The organism is Wolbachia endosymbiont of Drosophila incompta (genome assembly GCF_001758565.1).
Classification (GTDB): domain Bacteria; phylum Pseudomonadota; class Alphaproteobacteria; order Rickettsiales; family Anaplasmataceae; genus Wolbachia; species Wolbachia pipientis.
Window position 1 is genome coordinate 1,251,174 of sequence record NZ_CP011148.1, and the last position, 1,018, is coordinate 1,252,191.

1 protein-coding gene is annotated in these 1,018 nt (G+C 31.5%); it reads left to right on the forward strand.

Annotated features, from left to right (window positions below):
* Window positions 1-180: 180 nt before the first annotated feature.
* The gene (locus tag WG67_RS05695; RefSeq protein ID WP_070357029.1) at window positions 181-969 is read left to right on the forward strand and encodes a hypothetical protein; all 789 of its coding nucleotides are present in this window, start codon (window positions 181-183) and stop codon (window positions 967-969) included.
* The last annotated feature ends 49 nt before the right edge of the window (window positions 970-1,018 follow it).

Sequence of the window (1,018 nt, forward strand, 5' to 3'; positions counted from 1 at the left end):
GGGCACTGCAGCCAGGCGCAATAGAAAACGCATTACACCAATAAAGCCCTTTTGGTACTCAAGCAAATATAAAAGATTTTTATTCTATTAAAAAAAATTTAATTTTTATTAAAATTTTCATTTATTTTTATTTAAAAAGTAAATATTATTAATATTTACTTTAATTAATATAGGATATATATGAATACAAAAATATTTGAGATGTTAATAAGGAGAACTGGTCTAAGCAGAGATAGCAAAGCTGAGATCATACAGTTAAATAGAAATGAAAAAGCTTTTGTAGATGAGGATAAAGAATCTATCGAATTAGCTGAGGCCATTTTTGAAGAGAATAATATGTTTCGTTTCCGCAAATCAGGTCCTGCTATGGATTACATTTTGCACAAATTAATAAATGATAGGAAGCTTTTCGAGGAAATGAAAGATAGAGGTACAAGTATAATACGTCTTTTTTCTTTGTTATCAATGTATCATGGTCGTCTCAATTGCTGTGTTATAAGAAAAGGAGGGTGTATTACTGAGTGTGGCATACTTGATTACGCTGGCACCTATCCAGAACTAGTGCCTTTAGAGGACTTTATACTTATTGAGCCTTCCTCGTACCTCGAGTACATTGTGTTTGACAATGAGAATATCAGAACTCGGTTAGCTGAAGACTTAACTGAAGATAAAACAAAATTAGATATCTTTTTGAATGGAATTTTAGCAACAAAGAATTCGGATTTAGTATTATCTTGTATTAACAAGATAGAGGTTCTTAATGAGGAAGATAGATATTTTGTTAATCTCTTACAGAAAAACGGCATGCTAGACTACATCTTAAACAAAGATGATACAACACTTGCAAAATCAACTCTAAAGGAGTTGTTGAAGCTTTCTATTTTGCAGGAAGAAAAAAGCACTGAGTTAGAATCTCCCCAAGCTTCAAGTGTAAATGTTAGCAAAGCTCAGCAACATTGTAGTATATAGCTGGTGATAAAGTTTAAAATAATTGCATATACTGAGGCTCATTTAGGTA

What these genes read in the sequence shown, in the direction of transcription:
- WG67_RS05695 (WP_070357029.1), top strand. Translation starts at nt 181, where the DNA reads ATGAATACAAAAATATTTGAGATGTTAATAAGGAGAACTGGTCTAAGC.